Origin of the sequence: Rhizobium mesoamericanum STM3625 (genome assembly GCF_000312665.1) — a bacterium.
GTDB classification, from domain to species: domain Bacteria; phylum Pseudomonadota; class Alphaproteobacteria; order Rhizobiales; family Rhizobiaceae; genus Rhizobium; species Rhizobium mesoamericanum.
Genome location: NZ_HF536772.1, coordinates 3,546,245 through 3,563,643, shown reverse-complemented (window position 1 = coordinate 3,563,643; position 17,399 = coordinate 3,546,245). Strand labels below are relative to the sequence as shown.

Annotated in this window: 16 protein-coding genes; 10 read left to right on the top strand and 6 right to left on the bottom strand. The window is 60.3% G+C overall.

Going from position 1 to position 17,399, the window contains the following annotated elements; all coding sequences use genetic code 11:
* Window positions 1-2: 2 nt before the first annotated feature.
* From ku to BN77_RS17455, 4 genes are all read right to left on the bottom strand, one after another.
* Window positions 3-836 carry a non-homologous end joining protein Ku gene (gene ku / locus BN77_RS17470; RefSeq protein ID WP_007534300.1) on the bottom strand — a complete coding sequence of 278 codons (834 nt, stop codon included), beginning with the start codon at window positions 834-836 and terminating at the stop codon, window positions 3-5.
* 10 nt (window positions 837-846) lie between these two features.
* Window positions 847-1,074: a hypothetical protein gene (locus tag BN77_RS17465; RefSeq protein WP_007534298.1), complete on the bottom strand. Its 228-nt coding sequence runs from the start codon at window positions 1,072-1,074 to the stop codon at window positions 847-849.
* Between the two features lie 209 nt (window positions 1,075-1,283).
* Window positions 1,284-1,643, bottom strand: coding sequence for a hypothetical protein (locus tag BN77_RS17460; RefSeq protein WP_007534296.1), 360 nt, complete (start codon window positions 1,641-1,643; stop codon window positions 1,284-1,286).
* Window positions 1,644-1,997: 354 nt separating this feature from the next.
* Window positions 1,998-3,011 carry a substrate-binding domain-containing protein gene (locus tag BN77_RS17455; RefSeq protein WP_007534293.1) on the bottom strand — a complete coding sequence of 338 codons (1,014 nt, stop codon included), beginning with the start codon at window positions 3,009-3,011 and terminating at the stop codon, window positions 1,998-2,000.
* 313 nt (window positions 3,012-3,324) lie between these two features.
* On the opposite strand from BN77_RS17455, the gene BN77_RS17450 reads away from it, so the two are divergent.
* The 6 genes from BN77_RS17450 (at window position 3,325) to BN77_RS17425 (ending at window position 9,512) form a co-directional block, all read left to right on the top strand.
* Window positions 3,325-4,590 (top strand): ABC transporter substrate-binding protein, encoded by a 1,266-nt coding sequence (locus BN77_RS17450; protein ID WP_007534291.1) that lies wholly within the window; start codon window positions 3,325-3,327, stop codon window positions 4,588-4,590.
* An 87-nt stretch (window positions 4,591-4,677) separates the two neighbouring features.
* Window positions 4,678-5,664 carry a carbohydrate ABC transporter permease gene (locus BN77_RS17445; RefSeq protein ID WP_007534289.1) on the top strand — a complete coding sequence of 329 codons (987 nt, stop codon included), beginning with the start codon at window positions 4,678-4,680 and terminating at the stop codon, window positions 5,662-5,664.
* The gene (locus BN77_RS17440) at window positions 5,664-6,494 is read left to right on the top strand and encodes a carbohydrate ABC transporter permease (RefSeq protein WP_007534287.1); all 831 of its coding nucleotides are present in this window, start codon (window positions 5,664-5,666) and stop codon (window positions 6,492-6,494) included. The genes BN77_RS17445 and BN77_RS17440 overlap by 1 nt, the downstream gene beginning before the upstream one ends.
* Window positions 6,495-6,506: 12 nt before the next feature.
* Window positions 6,507-7,535, top strand: coding sequence for an ABC transporter ATP-binding protein (locus BN77_RS17435; RefSeq protein WP_007534285.1), 1,029 nt, complete (start codon window positions 6,507-6,509; stop codon window positions 7,533-7,535).
* A 72-nt stretch (window positions 7,536-7,607) separates the two neighbouring features.
* The gene (locus BN77_RS17430; protein WP_007534283.1) at window positions 7,608-8,393 is read left to right on the top strand and encodes a ThuA domain-containing protein; all 786 of its coding nucleotides are present in this window, start codon (window positions 7,608-7,610) and stop codon (window positions 8,391-8,393) included.
* Window positions 8,394-8,405: 12 nt separating this feature from the next.
* A complete protein-coding gene (locus BN77_RS17425; RefSeq protein ID WP_007534281.1) occupies window positions 8,406-9,512 on the top strand; it encodes a Gfo/Idh/MocA family protein in 1,107 nt (368 codons plus the stop codon).
* Window positions 9,513-9,572: 60 nt separating this feature from the next.
* On the opposite strand, the gene BN77_RS17420 is transcribed toward BN77_RS17425, so the two are convergent.
* Together BN77_RS17420 and BN77_RS17415 are read right to left on the bottom strand one after the other, a co-directional pair.
* On the bottom strand, window positions 9,573-10,733 hold the full coding sequence (locus BN77_RS17420) for an aminotransferase (RefSeq protein ID WP_007534278.1): 1,161 nt from the start codon (window positions 10,731-10,733) through the stop codon (window positions 9,573-9,575).
* A gap of 91 nt (window positions 10,734-10,824) precedes the next feature.
* Window positions 10,825-11,472 carry a Crp/Fnr family transcriptional regulator gene (locus tag BN77_RS17415; RefSeq protein ID WP_007534276.1) on the bottom strand — a complete coding sequence of 216 codons (648 nt, stop codon included), beginning with the start codon at window positions 11,470-11,472 and terminating at the stop codon, window positions 10,825-10,827.
* Window positions 11,473-11,769: 297 nt separating this feature from the next.
* Here BN77_RS17415 and BN77_RS17410 point away from each other — a divergent pair, with 297 nt between their 5' ends.
* The 4 genes from BN77_RS17410 to BN77_RS17395 all read left to right on the top strand — a co-directional run bounded on the left by BN77_RS17410 (window position 11,770) and on the right by BN77_RS17395 (window position 17,397).
* Window positions 11,770-12,348 carry a GbsR/MarR family transcriptional regulator gene (locus BN77_RS17410; RefSeq protein ID WP_007534274.1) on the top strand — a complete coding sequence of 193 codons (579 nt, stop codon included), beginning with the start codon at window positions 11,770-11,772 and terminating at the stop codon, window positions 12,346-12,348.
* Between the two features lie 4 nt (window positions 12,349-12,352).
* Window positions 12,353-14,053, top strand: a complete 1,701-nt coding sequence (cydD, locus tag BN77_RS17405; protein ID WP_007534272.1) for a thiol reductant ABC exporter subunit CydD — start codon at window positions 12,353-12,355, stop codon at window positions 14,051-14,053.
* Window positions 14,053-15,741 carry a thiol reductant ABC exporter subunit CydC gene (cydC, locus tag BN77_RS17400; RefSeq protein ID WP_007534270.1) on the top strand — a complete coding sequence of 563 codons (1,689 nt, stop codon included), beginning with the start codon at window positions 14,053-14,055 and terminating at the stop codon, window positions 15,739-15,741. The genes cydD and cydC overlap by 1 nt, the downstream gene beginning before the upstream one ends.
* A 75-nt stretch (window positions 15,742-15,816) precedes the next feature.
* Window positions 15,817-17,397: a cytochrome ubiquinol oxidase subunit I gene (locus BN77_RS17395; protein WP_007534268.1), complete on the top strand. Its 1,581-nt coding sequence runs from the start codon at window positions 15,817-15,819 to the stop codon at window positions 17,395-17,397.
* Window positions 17,398-17,399 lie beyond the last annotated feature (2 nt).

Genomic DNA, 17,399 nt, shown 5'->3' with positions numbered 1-17,399 from the left:
GGTCAGCTTGCCTTCGTCTGCCCATTATCGGCGCGCGCTGCCTTTCCGGCTCGCGGCTTGGCGCTCAGCTTGGCGCTCTGACGCAGGGCATCCATGAGATCGATGACCTTGCCCTGCGGTTTTGGCTTCGCTTTCGGAAGCTCCCTGCCCTCGATCTTTGCCTTCACCAGTTCGGATAGCGCCGCCTCGTAACGATCCTCGTATTCCTGCGGGTTGAACGCGCCCTTCTTGGTTCCAATGATGTGACCGGCCAGCTCGAGCATCTCCTTGTCGAACTTCATGTCAGGAATGTCCTTGAAGATCGTATCCGGATTGCGGACCTCGTAGTCGAAGCTCAGCGTCGTCGCGACGACATAGTCGTCCTGCGGCCGGATCAGGACCGTGCGGTTGCGGCGAAACAGCACCGCCTCTGCGATAGCGGCAACCTCCTGATCTCGCATCGCGCGGGCAATCAGCCCGAGTGCTTCCTCGTCGTCCCCGCTGACAGGCGCCAGATAATATGGGCGATCAAAATAGAGCTTGTTGATTTCGCTGTAGGGCACGAAATTCTGAACGTTCAGAACTTTGTCGCTCTCCGGCATGACGCCTGCCATCTCCTCGCCCTCGATGACGATGTATTGGCCGTTATCCAGCTGGTATCCCTTGACCTGGTCATCCCGCTCGACAGCCTTGCCCGTCTCGCTATCGACGAACTGCCGCTCGACCCGATGGCCGGTCTTGCGGTTTATGATGTTGAATGAGATGCGCTCCGAGGTCGAAACGGCCGTATATAATCCCACGCTGCAGACAAGGTCTGCGACCTTCAGGTGGCCTTTCCAACTTGCCCGAGCTGCCATGACTTTCCCCTCAGTTGTCGTTTTGCCGATTGCGTTTGCGCCGCTCGTCCAGGGCGATGATTTTCTCGACGGATGCGATGTCATCGCCGGTGACTGGAACTGGATCGGCAGCAATCGCCTCCAGCACATCCTTCGACAGTGCCCCGTTGCGGATGACCCACTCAAGGGTTTCGCGTGTCTGGCGCTCGGCTTTGAGCTGCGCGTAAAGGGCAACGATCAGCCTGTCGCGGGCATCCATCTGCCCACTCTTGCGATCGACTTTCCGGAAATTGGCCACCAGATCACTCGCCCCCACTCCACAACGAAGAGATTCAACCGATTGGAAGCGAAAAAGTTCCCGGACGTGGTGGGCTCTCGCACTCTTTCTCGCCTGAATAGTTGCCGAACCCCATCTGCCCTGACGACAGCTTCGAACCACGGCAGAGTAGAAGAAGCGATCTCGTCGTTTCACTCACATTCTTTTGCTGGCCTGGAGATTGTGGAACTGGTTGCCGAAATCGGATCGCTCGCCGGAAACGTGCCTTCCAATCCCTCGTCAAGCTGTTCTTCCATGACATTGCGATCGCCTGCTCGACGAGCGGTCATCCGCGTCGTTGGCCTGTCGGCGTTGCCGTCGCCTGCCCCAGCCGCGGCCATCTCAAGCATGAGGGCCCTGGCCAATTCGACAGCATTGCCCGGGTTGATGGATTTAGCCTCGTCATTGCGCAAGACCACGGAAACTACCTCTCCGCCATCACCTACAAACTCGACCGTAAAACCGAGCTTGCCGCCCATTTCGGGGATCACTTGTGTGCCGACAACCTGCATGGCGCTCTCCTTCAGCATTTTCCTCCCGGGGGAAACGGGAGCCGGAACCGAATGTTCCGAGCTGCAGCGGCAGGGCGACAGGCAAAAAAACCACCGCATTTGAACGGTGGCCGGGAGTGAGAAGGTCAAAACCTCCAGAGGGGGAACAGCTGCTCGTCGACCGGGAGGAATGGCCAACATGCGTGAGCAACTGCAGCCAATATGCGATCTTCGCCCCGTCTGCTCAATCAACCAGGCACCGAATTTTCGCTGTCGCGGAAATCATCTTTCCATGGTTTTTAAGAAACGCGCGATATTCTACCCACGGTCAACGGGGGCAAAAGGCCATACGCGGTTATGACATCAGAAGGTGGTCTACCTGACCGGCCCGGTCGATTCGCGAAGGATCAGCTCGACGGGCCACAATTCGTGGATCTCCAGTGGAGATCGTCCCGACAGCAGCTGCAGCACAAGATCGGCACACCGCGTTCCGGCCGCGCGCATCGAGGAGCGTGTTGCCGAAAGCGATGGCACCATGTTGTCCGCCGTAAGATACGGAAAGACATCGTCGTGCGCGATGACCGACACGTCGCGACCGATCTGAAGCCCCAGCGACCGGGCTGCGCGATAGACGCCAAGTGCGCTCATCATGGATCCCGCCACGAAGGCGCTCGGCGGGTTGGGCTGTTCGAGGAAGGATCGCGCGAAACGGAAGCCAAGCTCGTCGGTGAAGTTTCCACTCGCCATCAGCTGCGGATCGGGCTCGATGCCGTGACTTTGATGAGCCTTGCGAAAGCCGCTGTCGCGGTGAAGCGCGTAGGTCGCGCCCGCCCGGCCATTGATCATGGCGATGCGTCGATGACCGAGATCGATCAGATGCGATGTTGCCCGTTTGATCGCACCTTCGTTGTCGATATCAAGCCAGGCGTGCGGCACGTCGATGGCCGAGCGACCGTGGACAAGAAACGGCATGCCGAGTTCGTGGAGCAATGCAATGCGCTCGTCGTTGGGCTTGGGCGAATGCACAATGATCGCATCGACGCGGCGGCTCTCCACAAGTCGGCGGTAGAGCTGCATCTCGTCTTCCTGGTTCGGATCCGCCATCGGGATGACGAGGATGTCGGTCTCCTCCGCAACCAGCCGCTCTGCCATGCCGGCCATGAATTCGGCGAAGTGGAACTCGCCGGCACGTCCCATCACCACTCCGATCGCGCCGGCCCTTCCCGTCTTCAGCCGCACGGCATTGATGTTCGGGCTGTAACCCAGTCTGACGGCAGCTTCCGCGACACGGGCACGCGTGGTCTCGCTCACCTCGGGATAGCCACTCAGCGCACGACTGACTGTCGTTGGCGACAATCCGACCTGTTTCGCGAACTCTTTAAGCTTCATAAAACATTGCGTCTTTCGTGCTGGTCTGTCTGGCTTGCTGCCGCCAGTTGCTGTCTTTCTTATGGCCTAAGCATAGCAGCTTACAAACAGCCAAACCGTTTTCAATTTTAAATGTTCCAAGATGTAGCGTTTTGATCTTTTCCCACAACCGATCAGAACAGCATCTGTTTGATTTTACTTTGTTATCACTATTTGATCGCGGTTGTGTGACTTTGACACGAGTACCGGCTTGACTCAATATCGGCCTTCTGACAAGTTTTTTCAGCCAAACCGTTTTCAATTTTTCAATGTTTGGGTCTTTTGGGAGGGAGATATGAAGTTTCGTTTCACAGCGGTCGCCGTCGCGGCCGCGCTGATTGGTGTCGCGCAGCCGTCGTTTGCCGCCAATCTCAGCATTTCCGCAAACTCGACCGGCAAAAATCTCGAGCTGTTCCGCAAGCAGCTCGACGAGTTCGAGAAGGCAACAGGCAACAAGGTCAGCGTCGTGACCATGCCATCCTCCTCTTCGGAACAGTTTTCGCAGTATCGCCTCTGGCTCGCCGCTGGCAATAAGGACGTCGACGTCTACCAGACGGACGTTATCTGGGCTCCGCAGCTTGCAGACCAGTTCGTCGATCTCAAGGATGCCGCAAAGGATGTCGTTGACGATTTCTTCCCATCGATCATTGCCTCGCAGACCGTGAACGGTCGCCTCGTGGCAATGCCGCTCTTTACCGACGCGCCGGCGCTGTTCTATCGCAAGGACCTGCTCGACAAGTACGGCAAACAGCCGCCGAAGACCTGGGACGAAATGGCGGCCACCGCCAAGGAAATCCAGGAAAAAGAACGCGCCGCCGGCCAGAAGGATCTCTGGGGCTATGTCTTCCAGGGCAATGCCTATGAGGGCCTGACCTGCAATGCGCTTGAATGGGTCAAGTCGTCGGGCGGCGGCCAGATCATCGAGCAGGACGGCACCATTTCCATCAACAACGAAAAGGCCGCAGCAGCGCTTGATCGCGCCAAGGGATGGATCGGAACGATCTCGCCTTCTGGCGTTTTGGCCTACCAGGAAGAAGAGTCGCGCGGCGTCTGGCAAACCGGCAATGCCGTCTTCATGCGCAACTGGCCATATGCCTACGCTCTCGGCAATGGTGCCGACAGCGCCGTCAAGGGCAAGTTCGACGTCGCCACGCTACCGGTCGCAAAGGAGGGCGACAGCCCGTCCTCGACGCTTGGCGGCTGGAACCTCGCCGTCTCCAAATACTCGCAGAACCAGGATGCGGCGATCGCCCTGGTCAAGTTCCTGACCTCAAAGGAGAGGCAGAAGCAGCGGGCGATCGAGCTCTCCAACCTGCCGACGCTTGTGGCACTTTACGATGACAAGGACATCGCCGCCGCACAGCCGTTCATGCCGAACTGGAAGCCGATCTTCCAGAATGCCGTTCCGCGTCCGTCGGCATCGGCCAAGGTCAAGTACAACGAGGTCTCCTCGAAGTTCTGGACGGCTGTTCACAACTCGCTTTCTGGCAATGGCACGTCCGCAGAAAACCTCGAGCTTCTCGAGGCCGACCTGACGTCGCTGAAGGGCGACAACTGGTAGTCGACAGCATCGGCAGCGGCCGAGCTTGCGCCGCTGCCCTTTTTTGTGAAGACGGCACCGTCAATCGCCTCAAGAAGCGGGTATCTCATGACTGAAGCCGCAGTTTCCCCAAGCGTCGGATCGCGCGCGCGCGCCGTCAGGACCTCGTCGGACTTGCGCGCCGAGCGCATCCGATCCGCCTGGATATTCCTGGCCCCCACCCTGTTCATTCTGGCCGTCGTTGCCGGATGGCCTCTCTTCAGAACCATCTATTTCAGCTTCACGAACGCATCGCTCACCAATCTGAGCGGGGCTGAGTTCGTCGGCTTCAAGAACTATCTCTCCTGGATCACGCTGAAGAGCGGGCGCACGGTCTATAGCGGGCTGCTCGCCGACCCGAACTGGTGGAATGCGGTCTGGAACACCATGAAATTCGCGTTCCTGTCTGTGACCATCGAAACCATCCTTGGCCTCGTTGTCGCGCTTGTATTGAACGCGCATTTCCCCGGCCGCGGCATCGTGCGAGCCGCCATCCTCATCCCCTGGGCGATCCCGACCATCGTTTCCGCCAAGATGTGGGCCTGGATGCTCAACGATCAGTTCGGTATTCTGAACGACATCCTGCTCGGCTTCGGCCTGATCAGCCAGAAGATCGCCTGGACCGCCAATCCCGAGACGGCGATGATTGCGGTGCTGATCGTCGACATCTGGAAGACGACGCCCTTCATGGCGCTATTGATCCTCGCCGGTTTGCAGATGGTGCCCGCCGATATCTACGAGGCGGCAAAAATCGACGGCATCAACCCGATCCGTGTCTTCTGGCGGCTGACGCTGCCGCTGGTCCGCCCTGCCATCATGGTCGCCGTCATCTTCCGCATGCTCGACGCCATGCGCATCTTCGATCTCATTTACGTGCTGACGCCGAACAATGCGCAGACGAAGACCATGTCCGTCATGGCGCGCGAAAACCTCTTCGATTTCGACAAGTTCGCCTATGGAGCAACGGCCTCGACCGTACTCTTTCTGATCATCGCGGCGATCACCGTGCTCTACATGTGGCTCGGTCGCGTCAAACTCGGCGGGAGCGAAGGCTGATGCTCCTGACGCTCACCAAGAACACGCTCTTCTATCTGCTTGTCACGGTTATCGTCATCGTCGCGGTCTTCCCGTTCTACTACGCGATCCTGACGAGCTTCAAAGCCGGCACCGCTCTCTTCGAGGTCAATTACTGGCCAACCTCGATCTCGCTTGTCAATTACACGACGGTCCTGACCACGGGCAGCTTCATCCGCAGCCTCGGCAATTCCCTGCTGGTCGCGGTCCTCGTGGTCGCGGCCTCGTTGCTGCTTGCGGTGACGGCGTCCTATGCGCTTGCCCGTGTCAATTTCCGGGGTCGCGCGCTTTTGATGCTGACCATCCTGTCGGTCTCGATGTTCCCGCAGATCGCCGTGCTTGCGGGCCTGTTCGAGCTGATCCGCTGGATCGGCATCTTCAACACCCCCTTCGCGCTGATCTTCTCCTACATGATCTTTACCCTGCCGTTTACGGTCTGGGTTCTGACCACCTTCATGCGCGATCTGCCGATCGAAATCGAGGAGGCGGCGATCGTCGATGGCGCTTCTGCCTGGGTCATCATCACAAAGGTTTTCATGCCGCTGATGTGGCCGGCTCTTGTCACCACAGGGCTGCTTGCCTTCATTACGGCCTGGAACGAATTCCTCTTCGCCCTAACATTCACGTCATCGGACGCTCAGCGAACGGTGCCGGTTGCCATCGCCCTGCTTTCGGGCGGCAGCCAGTTCGAAATCCCGTGGGGCAACATCATGGCAGCATCCGTCATCGTCACGGTCCCTGTCGTTGTCCTGGTCCTAATATTCCAGCGACGCATCATTTCCGGCCTGACAGCCGGTGGCGTCAAAGGTTGAAGAAAGCACGATATGGCACGGATTCGACTCGACAATATCCGCAAGAGCTTTGGTGCGCTTGACGTTATCAAGGGCGTCTCGCTTGATATCCGCAAGGGCGAGTTCATGGTCTTCGTCGGCCCCTCCGGATGCGGCAAGTCCACCCTGCTGCGGCTGATCTCGGGATTGGAGGACATCACCTCGGGCACGCTTTCCTTCGATGGCGAGGCGGTCAACCGCTATGCGCCCTCAAAGCGCGGCATCGCCATGGTCTTCCAATCCTATGCGCTCTATCCGCATATGACCGTATTTGAGAACATGGCCTTTGGAATGAAGCTTTCCGGACGCGCCAAGGAAGAGTGCAAGAGCCGCGTCGAGCAGGCCGCCGGCATGCTGCAGCTGTCGCCTTACCTTGAGCGGCTGCCGCGCCAGCTCTCGGGCGGTCAGCGCCAGCGTGTGGCGATCGGTCGCGCCATTGTGCGCGATCCCAAAGTGTTCCTGTTCGACGAACCGCTGTCGAACCTCGATGCGGCGCTGCGCGTCGCAACACGGCTGGAGATCGCCAAGCTTCACCGCAGCATGCACGGCACGACGATGATCTACGTCACCCACGACCAGGTCGAGGCGATGACGCTCGCCGACCGTATCTGCGTTCTGCGTGATGGCATCGTCGAGCAGGTCGGCACGCCTCTCGAACTCTACGAGACGCCGAATTCCGTTTTCGTAGCCGGCTTCATCGGTTCGCCGAAGATGAATTTCCTGACGGGTGAATTCGCAGCACCCTACAACGCCTACACCATCGGTGTTCGCGCCGAACACATGGAGATCATCCAGCAAGACGCCGCCTGGAGCGGCACCGTCATCCATTCCGAAGTTCTCGGCTCGGACACTTTCGTTTATCTCGATATCGGCACGGGCGAACCGCTCGTCGTGCGGGAAACGGGCGTCTCGGGCCATCAGCCCGGCCAGAAACTCGGGGTTTCCCCGATGCATGGTCGCGTGCACCGCTTCGACCAATCCGGCCGCGCGCTCGAAAGGATGTCCCTGAAGGGCGCGGCCTGACTTTACCCAAACCACAGGATCACCTCGCCTCCCATCGAGGCCGATCCGACATTCGCATGAAGGAGCAAAGCCTTGCCTATTCGCACCATTGTCTGGGGTGAGAACATCCACGAAACCACCAATGCCATCGTTCGCGGCATTTATCCCGATGGAATGCACACGACGATCGCCAATGCATTGAACACCGATCCTGCCATTCGGGCGACGACGGCAACGCTGCAAGAGCCCGAGCACGGCCTGACGGAGGCACGCCTTGCCGAAACCGACGTCTTGACCTGGTGGGGCCACAAGGACCACGGCGCGGTGTCCGACGTCGTCGTCGAGCGCGTCGCCAAACGCGTTTGGGAAGGCATGGGCCTTCTCGTGCTGCACTCCGGCCACTTCTCGAAGATCTTCAAGCGGCTGATGGGCACGCCCTGCGCCCTCAAGTGGCGTGAGGCCGGCGAGCGAGAGCGTCTATGGACAATCAATCCGCGCCACCCGATCGCGGCCGGCCTCGAAGAAAACTTCGTTCTCGAAAACGAGGAAATGTACGGCGAGCAATTCTCGGTGCCCGAGCCGCTGGAAACGGTGTTCATCTCCTGGTTCCAGGGGGGCGAGGTCTTCCGCTCGGGCCTCACCTGGCGCCGAGGCGCCGGTAACATTTTCTACTTCCGCCCTGGCCATGAAACCTATCCGACCTATCATGATGCCAATGTTCAAAAGGTACTCATCAACGGCGTGAAATGGGCATATAACCCGCAGGGCGATCTGAAGAGCATCACCGATGCCCCGAATGTTCCGGTCGAAAAGGCTCTCGAACCGATCGTCGAACGCGGCCCGCGACTGCATCAGGCCGGCGAAGCCGGTTACCGCTGAGGGAGCACACATATGCGACTACTCGTTCTTGGCACAGGCACGATGGCCAAAAACCAGGTTACCAACTTCCTTGCCATCAAGGGCGTAAAGGTTGTCGGCGCCGTCGATACAGACCCGGCGCGCCTTGCCGAATTTGCCGATCACTTCGACATCGAGAAGCGTTTCCACACACTGGAGGAAGCGATCGCGTGGGGTGAATTCGACGCAGCCACCAACGTCACGCCGGATCGTATCCACCACGCGACCAGCCTGGCGCTGATTTCCGCCGGCAAGCATGTGTTTTGCGAAAAGCCCCTGGCGGAGAATTACGCCGAGGCGCTGGAGATGACGGAGGCCGCAGAGGCTGCGGGCGTCATCAACATGGTCAACCTCACCTATCGCAACGTCGCCCCATTGCAGCGGGCCCGCGAAATGGTGCTGGCCGGCGAGCTCGGCACTGTCCGCCATGTCGAGGCCTCCTATCTGCAAAGCTGGCTGGTTTCGCGCGCCTGGGGCGACTGGCGCACGGAATCGCGCTGGCTGTGGCGTCTGTCGACCGGTCACGGCTCTAACGGCGTACTCGGCGATGTCGGCATCCATATCCTCGACTTCGCCGCCTATGGCGCTGCAACCGACATCGACCATGTCTTTGCCCGGCTGAAGACCTTCAACAAGGCTCCGGGCGGCCAGATCGGCGAGTATCTTTTGGATGCAAATGACAGCTTCACCATGTCGGTCGATTTCGCAAATGGTGCGCTCGGCGTCATCCATGCGACCCGCTGGGCAACCGGCCATCTCAACGAGCTGAAGCTTCGTATCTACGGCGAAAAGGGCAGCCTGGAAGTGATCCACCGTCTGGATGGCTCCGAACTGCGCGGCTGCTTCGGCGAGGACATCGAGACGGCCACCTGGCGCGATATCAATGTTCCCGCTGTGCCGACGAACTACCAGCGCTTTGCCGAAGCGGTCAGAACCGGAAAGCAGGATGACCCGACCTTCCGCCACGCCGCAAACCTGCAGAAGGTCATCGACCTTGCAATCGTGTCGGAAAAGGAACGGCGGGAGCTCAATCTGCTGGAGGCCTCCGAGCAGGATAGCCCGGCAGAAAAGCGGATACCGCCGTTGACGGTCGTGGTCTGATTTCGAAAACCAGCCGGAAGGAACAAAGGTCCGCTCTTGCGGACCTTTGTCATTTCGACGTTAGCGAAGGCGGTTTGCGAGGAGGCCGATCGAAGCCGCATCTGCATTGGCGAAAGCGAGCCTCAGATAGCGCTCCTGCCCTTCCCCGAAGTAGCTTCCCGGCAGGCAGACAACGCCGGCTTCCTTCGCCAGACGCTCTGCAACCGCCGCCGAGCCAAGCTCCTCGAAAGGATGGCGGATAAACGCGAAATAAGCCCCGACGGCGCCGATCTCCCAGCCCGGCAATTCCGCCATTACGGCTGTCAACGCATCGGCGCGGCGCACGATTTCCAGACGATTCTTTTCCCGCCAATCTGCAAGGATCGGCATCGCTGCGGCAACGGCAACCTGGGCGGCGCGCGGCGCGCAGATCTGCATGTTGTCCATGACCTTGGTGATCTCGGCAACGATGTTGACGCCGGCCGTGATCGCCCCCAGGCGATGGCCCGGAATGCAGAAGGACTTCGAGAAGCTGTAAAGCAGGATCGCGGTGTCTTCCCAGCCCGGGATGCCAAGCAGCGGGTGCGGCGCGCCATAGCCTTCGGGAAGGAAGTCGCGATAGGTCTCGTCGACGATCAGCCATGCGCCATGCCTGCGGCAGAGCGTAAACAGCTCAAGCAGCAGTTCAGGTGGGTAGACCGCACCCGTCGGGTTGTTCGGCGTGACCACCGCCAGGACCTTGGCACCGCCGGCTAGCGCCCTTTCGGCCGATTGAACCTTGGGCAGGAAGCCATTCTCAGTGTCGCAGTCGACCAGGACCCGCTTGATGCCGAGCATCGATAGCGTCGTCTCCTGATTGAAATAGAACGGATTGGTCAGCGCCACCGTATCGCCGAAGCCGGCAAGTGCGATTGCCGCCGACATGAAGGCCTGGTTGCAGCCTGCGGTGATATGGATATTGGCGGCGGAAACCGACGCGCCATAGACATCAGACATATGCTTCGCATAGACATCCCTGAGCACGCCCTCGCCCTCGATCGGGCCATAGCCGGTCGTCTTTGGCGAGGATGCCGCTTCGCCGAGCAGGCGCAACATGTCGGGATGAGCGGGATAGCCGGGCACAGCCTGCGAAAGATCGACCAACGGTCCCCTGCCACCCTTGTATTCGCGAGCCCAGGCTAGAACGGAGGGAATGGGAGGCGGAGACAGGCGGGACACAAGCGGATTGGCAACGGCGGACATGTATATCTCTTAGCGAATGCGTGAACGAACACTCCTGCACGGAATAGGCGCCCTCGGCAACATGCATTCGAGGATGCCTCACAGAGGATTGTCAGGAACCGCAGCAAGCCTTGAGCTTCGACAGCTTCAGGACCTCGATTTGCCGGTTGCCGACGGTCGAAATCACCCCATCGTTCCTGAGCTTCGACATCTGGCGGGAGACGGTTTCGACCGTCAGCCCGAGGAAATCGGCAATATCGGCCCGCGACAGCGGCAGGTCGAATTGGCGCTTTTCTCCGACGACCTCGGGATCGAGATGGGTCGCGATCAGAAACAGAAAACTCGCAACCTTCTCCGCCGCTGTCTTGCGCCCGAGCGTCACCATCCAGTCGCGCGCCTCATCGAGCTCGCGCAGCGTCTGCTCCATCAGGCGTTCGGCAAGCGCTGGGTTGCTTTTGACCATGCGCTCCAGCGCAGCCTTGGGAATGCGGCAGAGATTGACGTCGGAGGCCGCCTCCACCGACACGGCATTCTCGTCCGCATTCAGTCGGCCGAGAAGATCCGGGGCAAACTGCAGACCGACGATCTGCTGTCGTCCGTCCTCCAGTGTCTTCGTGAGTTTCACGACGCCGCGGATCACAGTGGCATAGAATTCCGCCGGCATCTTCTCGCCGGCGAGTTCGTCGCCCGCTTGGTGATTGATGAGGCGCGTATGTGCCGAAAGCGCCAGCAACTCCTCGGCGCTGAGCGCACCGCACACACCCTTGTGGCGGACGTCACAGCTTATGCAACGCACTGGTATGTTTGAATTATGTATGTCTTTGCGCATCAAATCAGCTCCGCGCAAAAGCATAGACTGGCCACAGCCGGAGAACAGGGTTTTCTTGATCGCAGTCAAAGGATCGCTGATAAAAGGGCGGCTGCCGCTGCAAATCTTCCTGTCACTCAGCTGAGACACCAAATTGCCGCAGCCAGCACTTGTCGATTGTTCTTAGAGCCGTCTTGGCTATAGTTATTTCAGTAATTTCTGAAATCACAGACATAACGGAAACGGAAAATGAATCTTCCACCGCTTGTTCAATCCTTCGTTCTGCATTTCGGTGAAATGGGCTCGCGCTGGGGCATCAACCGCACGGTCGGGCAGATCTACGCCCTGCTCTACGTGTCGCCTTCGCCGCTCTGTGCCGAAGAAATCGCCGATGCCCTCAGCATTTCGCGCTCGAACGTGTCGATGAGCCTGCGTGAACTGCAGACCTGGAACCTCGTCCTATTGAAACACAAGCCGGATGACAGGCGCGACTTCTTCACGACGCCCGACGACGTTTGGCAGATCCTGCGAACGCTGGCTGAAGAGCGCAAGAAACGCGAAGTCGATCCGACGCTCTCGGTTCTGCGGGAAATCCTGATGCAGCGGCCGGCAAGCGAAGCAGAACGCCACGCACAGGAACGCATGAGCGAGATGCACGCGTTGATCGAACAGCTAACGCATTGGTACGAGGACGTAAAACAGCTTGAAACTGAGCGCCTTGCGACGTTACTCTCCTTGGGTGCGAAGGTGACGAAGCTTTTGGAGGCGAAGGACCGAGTCGTTTCGCTCGGCCGCAGCCGCCGGCCCACTCCCGCCAACAAGAGTTAGCGCCATGGGGAGTGCTTACTTAGACAAAAATGGAAAGCAGGCTTCCGGCAAGCCGGCAAAAGCCGTGCCCAGACATGGCGGGCTGCAAAAGGCCGCCATCGTCCAGACGCTGGCCTCACTGATCTGGATTCCGCAAGCCGCAATTGTCGCCACTGCGGTCGGCCGCATCGCCAACGGCGGCGGCTTCAACGATGTTTTATGGCTGGCAGCCTCTATCGCTACGCTTGGGATCGTAAGAAGCTGTCTAGAGGCGGCTTCCGGCCGCATGGCATTTTGGGCAGCGCGCGCCGAATTGACGGCGCGGCGTGAACGCGCCATTGAAGCCCTTTCCCGGCGCTCACCGATCGACAGCGCAAGACCAAGCTCCGGCGAAGCCGCGAGCGTCATCGGCGAACAGGCCGAGATGATCGTTCCCTACCTATCGCGCTTTCAGCCGGCGCGCTTCAAGGCGAGTGCCGTACCACTGGCAATCCTTGTCTGCGTCGTCCCGATTTCCTGGGTTGCCGCTCTCATTCTCCTCTTCGCCATGCCGTTGATCCCTGTCTTCATGGCATTGATTGGGTGGCGAGCGCAGGCGGCAAGCGAGAAGCAGCTTTCAGCCACCGGCGGCCTCAACGGTTTCCTCTTGGACCGCCTGCGCGGGATGGCCACCATCCGTTCACTTAATGCCGTCGATGCAACCGCAACAAGGCTGCGAGCCGATGCGGAATCGCTGAAGGTCCGCACCATGGCGGTGCTGAAGATTGCCTTCCTGTCGTCGGCCGTGCTTGAGCTCTTCGCGGCGCTCGGCGTAGCACTCGTCGCCGTCTATATCGGCTTTTCCCTGCTTGGAGAAATCCGCTTCGGCGCCTGGACAAGCGGCCTCGATCTGACGACCGGCCTCTTTGTGCTGCTGCTGGCACCGGCTTTCTTCGAGCCGCTGCGCGAACTCTCGGCCGTCTGGCACGACCGGGCCGCCGGCGAAGCCGCAATCAAGGCGATCGATGCGCTGAATGCCGATGGCCTGATGCTGCCCAAGGGAACTCACCAGTCGGAAGACCAGGCATCGGCGCCGGCCGGCGCTATCCGGATGCAGAACGTAGGCTTTCGCTACAGCAAGGACACCGACGCCGTAATCGATGCCTTCGATCTGAATATTCGTCCCGGCGAGCACGTCGCACTGCTCGGTGCCAGTGGCTCCGGCAAGTCGACATTGCTTGCCCTGATTGCCGGCCAGGCCAGCTGCGAGACAGGCACCGTCACCATCGACGGGCAGCCGGCCAATCCCCACCTTCAGAGCAAAATTGCCTGGGTCGGCCAGAAGCCGCATGTTTTCGCCGGTACGATCGCGGGCAATGTCCTGCTTAACCGGCGCTCCCTCGCCAGGCTGGACGCGGCAAGCGCGCTCGATCTTGCCAAGCTCGGCTCCCTTGCGCGCAATCACGGCCAACGCCCGCTCGGTGACGGCGGCACGGGGCTGTCGGGCGGCGAAGTGCTGCGCCTCGCCATTGCCCGTGCTGCCGTAAACAGAGACGCCTCAATCGTCCTTGCAGACGAGCCGACCGCGCACCTCGACGCCGAAACCGCAAGCGACATCACCGAAAGCCTGCTTGTTCTTGCAAAGGGACGCACCCTCGTCGTGGCTACCCATGACCCGCGGCTTGCCGCACGCATGGACCGGACGATCGTCCTCGATCCCGAAACTGTACGGGAGGCCGCCGAGTAATGAGCGCATCGCTTTCAATCCTCACACCGATCCTCGGGCTCTTCTTCGCGCAGAGGCGCCGCAACCTTCTGATTGGCGCAGCGCTTTCAGCGACCACGGTGGCTGCGGGCATTGCCCTGCTCGGGCTTTCCGGTTGGTTCATCACGGCAACCGGCATCGCCGGCCTCTCTGCGGCAACGATCTCCACCTTCGACGTCTTCATGCCGTCGGCTGGCATTCGTCTGCTTGCGCTTTGCCGAACCGCCTCGCGCTACGGCGAACGGCTGACGACCCATGATGCAACGTTGAGCGTACTTGCGGCCCTGCGCGAGCGCCTGTTCCGCGGATGGGCAATGCCCGGTGCGGCACGCGCGCTCGCACGCCGGCCAGCCCGCCTGCTCTTTCGCCTGACGGGCGACATCGACGCACTCGATTCCCTTTATCTGCGCGTGCTGGTTCCGGCAGGTGTTGCGATCGTCGCAGCACTTGCGGCGAGCATTGCTCTCGGGTTTATGAACCCGCTGTTCGGGCTCACCGCCGGCGGCGTCCTTTTTGTCGCAGGTATCGGCATTCCGCTGTTGGCCGGGCGCAGGGCGACCAAGCATGCCCGGCGCCGTACCTATGGCATCGAAGCCATTCGCGCCCGCACCATCGATCTCGTCGCGGGACAAACCGACTTGCTGATGGCTGGACGTCTTATCGCCCAAGGCATGGCAATTGCCGATGCCGACCGCTACGCAGCTGGCGCCGACGATCGTCTCAACCGCATCGAGGCGGCAGTTACCGTCTGCTTCGGCCTGACTGCGACGGCGTTGCTGACTGGCTCGCTGCTTACCGTTGCGGCGCTTGCCGGCGCAGGCAGGATCGGCCCGCCGGTCGCCACCCTCGGCATCCTGATCGCCTTTGCCGCGGTCGAACCCTTCGGTGCGCTGCGCCGTGGTGCGATGGAACTCGGCCGGACACTTCTCGCCGCACGCCGCATCGCGCCCCGCCTCTCGGCAGATGAAGAAGCACACTGCAAGGCGGCGCCAGATCCCGGTCTGTCGCTTTTTTTGGACGGAGTTACTGCCGGATACGATGCGCAAACACCCGTGCTGCGCGATATCAACCTCGATCTCAAGGCTGGCGAAAAGCTCGCTCTCGTTGGCTCGAGCGGTGCCGGTAAATCGACACTTCTGTCGCTCCTCGCGGCCGAAATGCGCCCTATCCAGGGAAGTGTCTCGAGCCTCGACGCCACTCTGCTTACACAGCGCACGGAGCTTTTTCGGGACAGCCTTCGCGGCAATCTCCAGCTCGCAAACCCCGATGCAGCCGACGCCACGCTGCAGGAGGCACTGACCGCCGCAGGTCTCCTTAACGATGTCCTTGCTCTGCCGCGCGGCCTCGACACGCCGCTTGGCGAAGGCGGCATGGGACTATCTGGCGGGCAGTCACGCCGGCTCGCCTTGGCCCGCCTCTTTCTCCGCGATACGCCGCTCTGGCTCTTGGATGAGCCGACAGAAGGTCTCGATGGCGCAACTGCCCGCGACGTCATGAACCGTCTTGCGGACAAGGCACAGGGGCGCTCGCTCGTTGTCGCCACGCATATCCGTCGCGAGGCCGCGATAGCCGATATCATCGCCGTCATTGAGAACGGACGCATCACAGAATTTTGGCGCCGTGGAGAGGCGGCGTTCGAAAAGGCTTTGAACCGGCTGAAACCGGATTGAGCCACACCGCATGACCGCCTGGCAATCCGGCTTGGCGGAAGCTCGTCATACCCCGAGGGACCGTGGAGAAAAACAATGGAACTGGACATCGTCGCGCTATCGCGCTTCCAATTTGCGCTGACCGCGCTTTACCACTTTTTGTTCGTGCCCCTGACGCTCGGGCTGTCCGTGCTGCTCGCCATCATGGAGACCGTCTACGTCATGACGGGCCGCCAGGTTTGGCGGCAGATGACGAAGTTTTGGGGCGTCCTGTTCGGCATCAACTTTGCAATCGGGGTCGCCACCGGCATCGTCATGGAATTCCAGTTTGGCATGAACTGGAGCTACTACAGCTATTATGTCGGCGACATCTTCGGGGCGCCTCTGGCGATCGAAGGGCTCATGGCCTTCTTCCTCGAGGCGACCTTTGTCGGCTTGTTCTTCTTCGGATGGGACAAGCTGTCGAAGGTTGGCCACCTGCTGGTGACATGGTGCGTGGCGCTCGGCACGAACTTCTCCGCGCTCTGGATTCTGGTTGCCAACGGCTTTATGCAGAACCCCGTCGGCTCGGCGCTCAATCCGCAGACGATGCGCATGGAAATCACCAGCTTCTTCGATGTGGTCTTCAACCCCGTTGCCCAGGCAAAGTTCGTTCACACCGTCTCGGCCGGTTACGTTTGCGCCTCGATCTTCGTGCTCGGCGTTTCGGCCTGGTACATGCTGAAGGGACGCCACCTCGAGATCGCCAAGCGCTCGATGACGGTTGCCGCATCCTTCGGCCTTGCCGCCGCGCTATCGGTTGTCGTCCTTGGTGACGAGAGTGGCTATCTCACCACCGAAAACCAGAAGATGAAGCTCGCAGCCATCGAGGCGATGTGGAAGACGGAACCTGCGCCCGCCGCCTTCACCGCCTTCGGCTTCCCCGATCAGCAGGCCCGGGAGACACATTTTGCCGTCCACATCCCATGGGTCATGGGTCTCATCGGGACGCGCTCGCTGACAACGGAAATTCCCGGCATCGACAAGCTTGAACAGCAAGCAGAAATGCGCATCCGCGACGGCATCAAGGCCTTTGATGCACTGATGCAAATCCGCGCTGCGCCGACGCCTGAGGCTGTCCCAGCCGAGCTCACCACTTCCTTCGAGGAATTGGGGCATGAGCTTGGCTATGCTCTTCTTTTGAAGCGTTATGTCGACGATCCGCGCCAGGCGACTGACGCACAGATCGCCCAGGCCGCGCGTGATACCATTCCGCATGTGCCGACGCTCTTCTGGTCGTTCCGCGTCATGGTTGGGCTAGGCATGTTCTTCATCGTCCTGACAGGTACCTTCTTCTGGCTCTCGGCGCGGCGTCACCTGGACAAGTACCCGCTCCTGCTGAAGATCGCCGTTATCGCCATCCCGCTTCCCTGGATTGCCATCGAAGCCGGCTGGATCGTCGCCGAGATCGGCCGCCAGCCATGGGTCATTGAAGGCGTGCTGCCGACGGCTATGGCAGTGTCGAGCCTCGGGGCAAGCACCGTGCTGACGACCCTCGTCGGTTTTGCGGTGCTCTATACGGCGCTGATTGTCGTCGAAATGACTTTGATGATCCGCGCCATCCAGAAGGGGCCGGAACCGGACGACGAGCCGGAAGCCGAGCTTATTTCCGAAACCCTTGTTCCAGCTGCGGAGTAATC

Coding starts and splice junctions, on each gene's coding strand:
- ku (WP_007534300.1), bottom strand. CDS start 836: ATGGCAGCTCGGGCAAGTTGGAAAGGCCACCTGAAGGTCGCAGACCTT.
- BN77_RS17465 (WP_007534298.1), bottom strand. CDS start 1,074: ATGGATGCCCGCGACAGGCTGATCGTTGCCCTTTACGCGCAGCTCAAA.
- BN77_RS17460 (WP_007534296.1), bottom strand. CDS start 1,643: ATGCAGGTTGTCGGCACACAAGTGATCCCCGAAATGGGCGGCAAGCTC.
- BN77_RS17455 (WP_007534293.1), bottom strand. CDS start 3,011: ATGAAGCTTAAAGAGTTCGCGAAACAGGTCGGATTGTCGCCAACGACA.
- BN77_RS17450 (WP_007534291.1), top strand. CDS start 3,325: ATGAAGTTTCGTTTCACAGCGGTCGCCGTCGCGGCCGCGCTGATTGGT.
- BN77_RS17445 (WP_007534289.1), top strand. CDS start 4,678: ATGACTGAAGCCGCAGTTTCCCCAAGCGTCGGATCGCGCGCGCGCGCC.
- BN77_RS17440 (WP_007534287.1), top strand. CDS start 5,664: ATGCTCCTGACGCTCACCAAGAACACGCTCTTCTATCTGCTTGTCACG.
- BN77_RS17435 (WP_007534285.1), top strand. CDS start 6,507: ATGGCACGGATTCGACTCGACAATATCCGCAAGAGCTTTGGTGCGCTT.
- BN77_RS17425 (WP_007534281.1), top strand. CDS start 8,406: ATGCGACTACTCGTTCTTGGCACAGGCACGATGGCCAAAAACCAGGTT.
- BN77_RS17420 (WP_007534278.1), bottom strand. CDS start 10,733: ATGTCCGCCGTTGCCAATCCGCTTGTGTCCCGCCTGTCTCCGCCTCCC.
- BN77_RS17410 (WP_007534274.1), top strand. CDS start 11,770: ATGAATCTTCCACCGCTTGTTCAATCCTTCGTTCTGCATTTCGGTGAA.
- cydD (WP_007534272.1), top strand. CDS start 12,353: ATGGGGAGTGCTTACTTAGACAAAAATGGAAAGCAGGCTTCCGGCAAG.
- cydC (WP_007534270.1), top strand. CDS start 14,053: ATGAGCGCATCGCTTTCAATCCTCACACCGATCCTCGGGCTCTTCTTC.
- BN77_RS17395 (WP_007534268.1), top strand. CDS start 15,817: ATGGAACTGGACATCGTCGCGCTATCGCGCTTCCAATTTGCGCTGACC.